This window comes from Giesbergeria sp. (assembly GCF_028686475.1).
Classification (GTDB): Bacteria; Pseudomonadota; Gammaproteobacteria; order Burkholderiales; family Burkholderiaceae_C; genus Simplicispira.
Window position 1 is genome coordinate 1 of the sequence record NZ_JAQUCA010000044.1, and the last position, 7,183, is coordinate 7,183.

Annotated in this window: 6 protein-coding genes and 1 pseudogene; 3 read left to right on the top strand and 4 right to left on the bottom strand. The window is 55.2% G+C overall.

Translation table 11 applies throughout. The features are described 5' to 3' along the window. Positions 1-215: pseudogene (locus tag PHX60_RS15510) on the top strand (IS5/IS1182 family transposase); the annotation flags it as partial. Positions 216-313: 98 nt separating this feature from the next. Here PHX60_RS15510 and PHX60_RS15515 read toward each other — a convergent pair. After that, a complete protein-coding gene (locus PHX60_RS15515; RefSeq protein WP_300079604.1) occupies positions 314-928 on the bottom strand; it encodes a recombinase family protein in 615 nt (204 codons plus the stop codon). A 150-nt stretch (positions 929-1,078) separates the two neighbouring features. Between PHX60_RS15515 and PHX60_RS15520 the strand changes: the two genes are divergently transcribed. Beyond that, positions 1,079-4,063, top strand: a complete 2,985-nt coding sequence (locus PHX60_RS15520; RefSeq protein WP_300079606.1) for a Tn3 family transposase — start codon at positions 1,079-1,081, stop codon at positions 4,061-4,063. Between the two features lie 565 nt (positions 4,064-4,628). Here the strand turns inward: PHX60_RS15520 and PHX60_RS15525 are convergent. Together PHX60_RS15525 and PHX60_RS15530 are read right to left on the bottom strand one after the other, a co-directional pair. Then, positions 4,629-5,156 carry a DinB family protein gene (locus PHX60_RS15525; RefSeq protein ID WP_300079598.1) on the bottom strand — a complete coding sequence of 176 codons (528 nt, stop codon included), beginning with the start codon at positions 5,154-5,156 and terminating at the stop codon, positions 4,629-4,631. A 252-nt stretch (positions 5,157-5,408) separates the two neighbouring features. Beyond that, positions 5,409-5,819 (bottom strand): HD domain-containing phosphohydrolase, encoded by a 411-nt coding sequence (locus PHX60_RS15530; protein WP_300079609.1) that lies wholly within the window; start codon positions 5,817-5,819, stop codon positions 5,409-5,411. Between the two features lie 56 nt (positions 5,820-5,875). Here PHX60_RS15530 and PHX60_RS15535 point away from each other — a divergent pair, with 56 nt between their 5' ends. Next, positions 5,876-6,007, top strand: a complete 132-nt coding sequence (locus PHX60_RS15535; protein ID WP_300079600.1) for a hypothetical protein — start codon at positions 5,876-5,878, stop codon at positions 6,005-6,007. 395 nt (positions 6,008-6,402) lie between these two features. Here the strand turns inward: PHX60_RS15535 and PHX60_RS15540 are convergent, their stop codons facing one another. Continuing rightward, a complete protein-coding gene (locus PHX60_RS15540; RefSeq protein ID WP_300079602.1) occupies positions 6,403-6,693 on the bottom strand; it encodes a hypothetical protein in 291 nt (96 codons plus the stop codon). Between the last annotated feature and the right edge of the window lie 490 nt (positions 6,694-7,183).

The window sequence follows — 7,183 nt, forward strand, 5'->3', positions numbered from 1 at the left end:
TCAAAGCCTGCCAACGTTTCGGTCGTGGGCTATGGAAGAAATGGAGCGGCTACCACCGGCGCAGCCTGGTCGAGACTAAGATGCACTGCTTTAAACGCTTGGGCGAGCGGGTGATGGCGCGCACGTTCGAGCGTCAGGTGGTGGAGCTGCAAGTGCGCGTCGCTTTGCTCAACCGCTTCACGCAAATGGGGGTCGCTGTAGAAAACGGAATTTAAAGCACGCTAAGCCGATGAAACTCATGGAGGCGGTCGCAATGGCATGCCAGCGCCGATCTTGGTACTGAGAGTTGAACCCAAGACCCCCAAAAATTCCGTCACCCCTGGTGCAACACAGCTTGAGCTGCTTGCTTTGGGGTTCCATCGCCATTGACATAGGCGTATAGCGTGGTGGTAGTGATACCCAGGCGTTGGGCCACTTCTCTTGCATTAGCCAAGGGATCGGCCATAGCTGACATAGCCATCAACAAGGTGGCGCGGTTCATCTTGCGAGGCCTTCCACCATAACGCCCGCGCGCCCTAGCAGCCTTCAATCCAGCATGAGTGCGCTCGACGATCAATTCCCGCTCAAACTCAGCCAGTGCAGCAAAGATGCCAAAAAACAGCCGTCCATTGGCGGTAGTGGTGTCAATTTGCGCACCAGCACCGGCCAGTACCTTGAGGCCCACCCCACGCGCCCGCAATTCGTCCACGGTGGTCACCAAGTGCTTCAGATCACGGCCTAGGCGGTCAAGCTTCCACACCACCAGCGTGTTACCTGGTTGCAAAGCCTTGAGGCAGGCCAAAAGTCCTGGCCGTTCATCCTTGCGCCCGGAAGCCAAGTCTTGGTAGATCCGATCTGAATCAACACCAGCGGCCAATAGTGCATCTTGCTGCGGTGCCAAGCTCTGGCTACCGTCACTTTTGGAAACTCGCACGTACCCGATCAACATTGGTGGAACCTCAATGCACAAGAAAAGTTAATTTCGCCATTACAACCTTGTTTTGATTTTTACGTTGGGTTTTCTTGCGGAAATTCTATTACGCTGGGGTGCTTTCGTGAGTCGCAAGAAAAACGGACGTTTTATGAAGAAGGAAACCATATGCCCCGCCGTTCGATCTTGTCTGCCACCGAGCGCGATGGCCTACTGGCCATTCCCACTGCTGGTGATGAGCTGATACGCCTGTACACCTTCAATGAAGCGGATTTGGCGCTCATCCGACAGCATCGGGGTGCCCAAAACCGATTGGGCTTTGCGGTTTTGCTTTGCTATATGCGCTACCCCGGCATCTTGCTGGCCGTTGATGCGGTGCCTGCACCTTCGCTGCTGCGCATGGTGTCCAGCCAAATCAACGTGCCGGACGAAAACTGGGCCGACTATGGGCAACGCGAACAAACACGCCGTGAGCATCTTGTCGAGTTGCAAGCTGTTCTGGGGTTGCGCACATTCACCACATTGAGCCACTATCGGGCTGCAGTCCACAGCCTGAACGAACTGGCCTTGCAAACCGACAAGGCCATTGCGTTGGCTCATACCTTGGCCGATTCCCTGCGCAGCAAAGGTATCTTGCTGCCAACCGTGGATGTCATCGAGCGCATTTGTGCCGAAGCCATCACCCGTGCCAATAAACACATCCATGCGGCGCTGTCAGACCCACTGATCCGTGCCCACCGCCAGCGCCTGGATGAACTGCTCACCCATAAAGAAGGCGGCAAGACCACCAAGCTGGCTTGGTTGCGCCTATCTCCCAAAAAGCCCAATTCACGCTACATGCTGGAGCACATTGAGCGGCTAAAGGCATGGCAAGCACTGGACTTGCCTGCTGGTATCGAGCAGGCCGTACACCAAAACCGCCTGCTCAAGATTGCCCGCGAGGGTGGGCAGATGCGGGCCTTTGACCTGGCCAAGTTCGAACCACGGCGGCGCTATGCCACTTTGGTGGCACTCGCCCTTGAGGGCATGGCTACGGTCATTGATGAAATCATCGACCTGCACGACCACATCATTGGCAAGCTGTTCAACACAGCCAAGCACAAGCATGCACAGCAGTTCCAAGCGTCGGGCAAAGCCATCAATGACAAAGTGCGCCTGTATGGTCGAATCGGTTTGGCGCTGATTGAGGCCAAGAAATCTGGCGCAGACCCATTCGCCGCCATCGAATCAGTCTTGTCTTGGGAAGACTTCACAGAAAGCGTCAGTGAGGCACAGGTGCTGGCCCGACCAGCGAGCTTTGACTTTCTGTACCGCATCGGCGATGGTTATGCCACCTTGCGGCGGTACGCGCCGCCGTTCCTAGAAGTGCTCAAGTTGCGGGCAGCGCCCGCCGCCAAGGACGTGCTGGACGCCATTGAGGCCTTGTGCTTGATGAATGCCAGCAACGCCAAACAGGTGCCCACGGACGCTCCCAGCAAATTTATCACGCCGCGTTGGGCACGACTGGTGAAAACTGAGGCGGGTTTCGACCGGCGCTTCTATGAGTTGTGCGCCCTGTCGGAGCTGAAAAACAAACTGCGCTCGGGCGATGTGTGGGTGCAGGGTTCTCGGCAGTTCAAGGACTTCGACGAGTACCTGGTGCCGTCTGAGAAGTTCACCGCTATGCAACTGGCCAATGCCTTGCCGCTGGCTGTCCCCACCGATTGTGACCAGTATCTGCGGGAACGTCTGACACTGCTGGAATCGCAGTTGGCCCAAACCAACCTCATGGCGCTGGCTAACGAGCTGCCGGACGCGATCATCACCACGGCCTCGGGCTTAAAAATCACTCCCTTGGATGCAGCAGTACCCGATGAAGCCCAGTCGCTGATCGACCAATCGGCTGCCTTGCTGCCCCACGTCAAGATTACAGAGCTGCTGATGGAGGTGGATGGGTGGACGGGCTTTACCAACCACTTCACCCACCTCAAAACTGGCGATCTGGCCAAGGACAAAATCCTGTTGATGACAGCCATTCTGGCTGACGGAATCAACCTAGGCTTGTCCAAAATGGCGGAATCCTGCCCCGGCACCACATATACCAAGCTGGCATGGCTGCAGGCCTGGCACATTCGGGACGAAACCCACAACGCAGCACTGGCCAACCTGGTGAATGCCCAGTTCCGGCAACCGTTGGCCAAGCATTGGGGTGACGGCACCACGTCTTCATCGGACGGCCAGAACTTCCGCACCGGTAGCAAGGCGCAAAGCACCGGGCACGTCAACCCAAAATATGGCTCCGAGCCTGGACGGACGTTCTACACCCACATCTCCGACCAGTACGCGCCATTCAGTACCAAGGTGGTCAACGTCGGTGTGCGCGATTCGACCTATGTGCTTGATGGCTTGCTGTACCACGAGTCGGATTTACGGATCGAGGAGCACTATACCGACACGGCGGGCTTCACCGATCATGTCTTTGGCTTGATGCCCTTCGTCGGCTTTCGCTTTGCGCCGCGCATCCGTGACTTGGGCGAAACCAAGCTGTTTGCCCCACCTGGGGACACCGCTTATGAAGGTCTCAAACCGATGCTCAGCAGTGAGCGGCTGAAGATCAAGCAGATTCGTGCCCATTGGGATGAAATCCTACGGCTGGCCACGTCCATCAAGCAGGGCACGGTGACTGCCTCGCTGATGCTGCGAAAGCTGGGCAGCTACCCACGTCAGAACGGTTTGGCCGTCGCCCTACGTGAGCTGGGGCGCATTGAGCGGACGTTGTTCATCTTGGACTGGCTGCAAAGTGTGGAGCTACGCCGTCGGGTCAATGCCGGTCTGAACAAGGGCGAGGCGCGCAACGCGCTGGCTAGGGCCGTCTTCTTCAACAGACTGGGTGAAATCCGTGACCGCAGTTTCGAGCAGCAGCGCTACCGGGCCAGCGGGCTAAATCTGGTGACTGCAGCTATCGTGTTGTGGAACACAGTCTACCTAGAGCGAGCCATCGCCGCGTTGCAGGCCCATGAGCTTGCTGTGGACACCTCGCTACTGCAATACCTGTCCCCCTTGGGCTGGGAGCACATCCACCTGACGGGCGATTACGTTTGGCGCAGCAACACCAAGATCGGCGAAGGCAAGTTCAGACCGCTGCGCCCGCTTCCAAGGACTTTCCCAGCTTAGCGTGCTTTAAATTCCGTTTTCTACAGCGACCCCTGGTAGAGGAGATGGCCGCGGCAGCGAACAGCTTGCGCTCGCAGGCACAGCAATTGGTTCAGGCAGTGGCGGTGTTCCAACTCGCTGCGCAGAATAACGCTTCAGGTGCTCCCGCCTCAGTCACGCCCAGCAAACTAGCGGCCACCAGTGGAGTGAAAAAGGTATCCACCCCACGGACAGCAACGCCTGCACAACAAATCGCCAGTGTGCCGAAAGATAGTGAAGACAGCTGGGAATCTTTTTGAATCAAGTAACAGCGTACTGGCATATGTAGCAGCGCGGCATAGAGTTGGGATTGTTAGAAAATTGAATGCGTTTTTCTCGTACCAATCCCACCACCAAACTACTTACATACCGCTCAAATGCCACGAATAGCATCGGCTTGGCAAACAGGTAGCCTTGATAAGTGATCACAGCTCAAGGCCAGCAGTTGCTCGCGGGTGAATAGCCTGGATCTCCTCCAGCTTAGGTTGATCACAGTCTTGATGGACATCCAACAACGGCTAGGTTATTCAAGCAGCAAATACCAGACTCACACAATGATGGCTTCGGTCTGGGCGTACTCCAAAAACTCGCCCGGTAAGAAACCTTGTTGGCGCAACAATAAGTCGGCTTGGCCGAAGTGGTAGCAGTGGTGGCCATAAATGGCCCACAAAAAGCCCTGCACCGTGTAGCGCCGACCAACGAACGTGAACGTCTTGGCCAGTTCGTCTAGGCTTAACGCGGCCACCGCTTGCAGATTGTGCGCGAGAAAATTCCGGTAAGCTGCCACCAATTCAGCGCCAGGGGCAATCCGCTCCAGACGTGTACTTCCCAACGGTGGAGGCATAGCCGCACCCTCGACCAACAAAGGTAACTTTTCAATCCAACCGGTCTCGGCCAGACACATGTGCCGCACCAAAGCATCCACCGTGATTTTTTGGATACGCGTACCCAAATAGTTCGTGTCGGCATCAGCGGGTAGGGAAGTCCATAATGGAATTGGTACCGTTTCCAAGATGGACAGGCTCAGATTGACTTGCTGCTCAAACAGGGACAAAAACTTCTCAACTTCATGCATGTGGTGTACCTCACACAGTCTCTGCCCGCATCGGCAGGTGGGCTACTAGTGACAAATTTTCATCATACGCAATCCAATGGACTTATGCACCTGTAGGGATATTGAAGGTTCACCCGGTCAATGCTTACTCAAAGCTGATGGACTACCACCCCAGTGTAAATTTCACACTGGCGGATTTTGAATCCCTCCAGTGTTTGCCAGCACGATTTACAACGGTTGCTACCTTCTGGCAGCGTTAGGTTGGGCTCCACATCAGGCCAAACGGTAGCCCTGCTCGCGAAATAGGCGCAAACAGGCTTGAACCACCTCGGTATCGAACCACTGGCCGTTTTTATGCTCTATTTCCGCCAGCGCAGCATCAATGCCCAAGCCCGGACGGTAGGGCCGGTGCGAGGCCATGGCCTCGACAGTGTCTGCAACGGCTAGAATGCGTGCTTCCAGTACGATGTCCGTGCCCTTGAGTCCTTGCGGATACCCTGACCCATCCATGCGTTCGTGATATTGTTGGATCATGGTCGCTACAGGCCAAGGGAAATGGATGCCCTTGACGATATCGAAGCCTACATCGGGATGGGTCTTGATGAGATTGAACTCCGCCTGCGTCAGACGGGTAGGCTTGCACAGCAGTTCGTCAGGCACACGAATCTTGCCGATGTCATGAATTAGAGCCTGTTAACACAAATTGACCCAAAGCTGGATTGCTCCGAAACTACCTCCTTATGCAACTGACGCGCGAGCAATTTGACCAAATCGCCCCGTTACTGCCACGTCAAGCGGGCAATGTGTGCATCCACAACCTCGATGCGCTCAACGCCATCCTGTATGTGGCAGCCAGCGACTGTAAATGGTGAGCAGTGCCTACGCATTACGGGCATTGGTACAGCAACTATACCCGCCTGAGCCGTTGGGCCAAGGCTGGCATGCTCGATGCAGTATGCGAACATTTGCAAAAGCTGCGCTTGACGCAGCGTCATCGTATGCAGGCCATCAGTTTGGACTTAACAATCATCAAAGTCCATCCCAATGGCGCAGGAGCGCTAAAAAAACGGCTCTCAATCCATCGGAAAGAGCCGTGGCGGTTGAAGCACCAAACTTCACCTGATGGCTGCCAGCGACCGTGACGTTGTGACTTGGAGCCTGACCACAGGGCAGGCCCCTGATGGGCCAGAGGGGCGCAGACTTGCCGAAAAGCCCTTCGGTAGTGTTAACAGGCCCTAGATCGCTCCCCAGTTGACTATCGTCCGGGTCAGCATCCCTGTGCAGTGAAAGACATGGTCTTGTTTGTCTTCTGCCGAGCATCTAGTTCGGTGTTGAACTGCAGAATGCGTGTGGGAGGTGTAGAGGTGCATGCATGGATGTGGACTTCACTAGGCTTGAGCTTTACAACCTCGTCCACAGCTGGCGTTGCAATGTCAAATGATGAGGTGCCCACCACATACTTCGTTGGCAATATTGTTACTTCGACCCTCTTGCTGCAAGCTGTACTGATGAGAGCAAGGCCAAGGAAGAATGCAACGAGGGTCTTACGATAATTCATGTCTTCCCCTGTTTGAGTGGTTGGTATCTGGGCCCGCACCAAGTGCAGTAAGCCCGGCTTAGATCAGTAGTCTGTTCCTCTTTTCAAGCAGTTCGGCCCACGTCAGTCACTAGGAAGCCGTCTTCAAAAAGACCCGCCTACCGCACTTGATGCCTGATTACACCTACTGCTAAGTAGTTGGTGCTGTCCTAACGGCGCTTGGATTGTGTAGGAATCGGGCTCATGCTGCGAGCCTACAGCCTAGCCATTGAGTCTTTGCAATAATCGCCCAGCAAGACTCATTTTTTTTTGCAATTAAATTGCAAATGAGAATTATTATCATGTAAGATAGGCGCGTCGACTCTCCGACGCTTCTTTTTTGACAGGGGGTCTAAGCCGGAACCCCAGAAATTTCCGTCAACCTTGGTTAGCAGATAGCAGCGCCGTGGTCACATGGGTGTTGATTGGCAATCCAACGATGCTTGATCAATCTGTGGTGCTGGCCTCACGC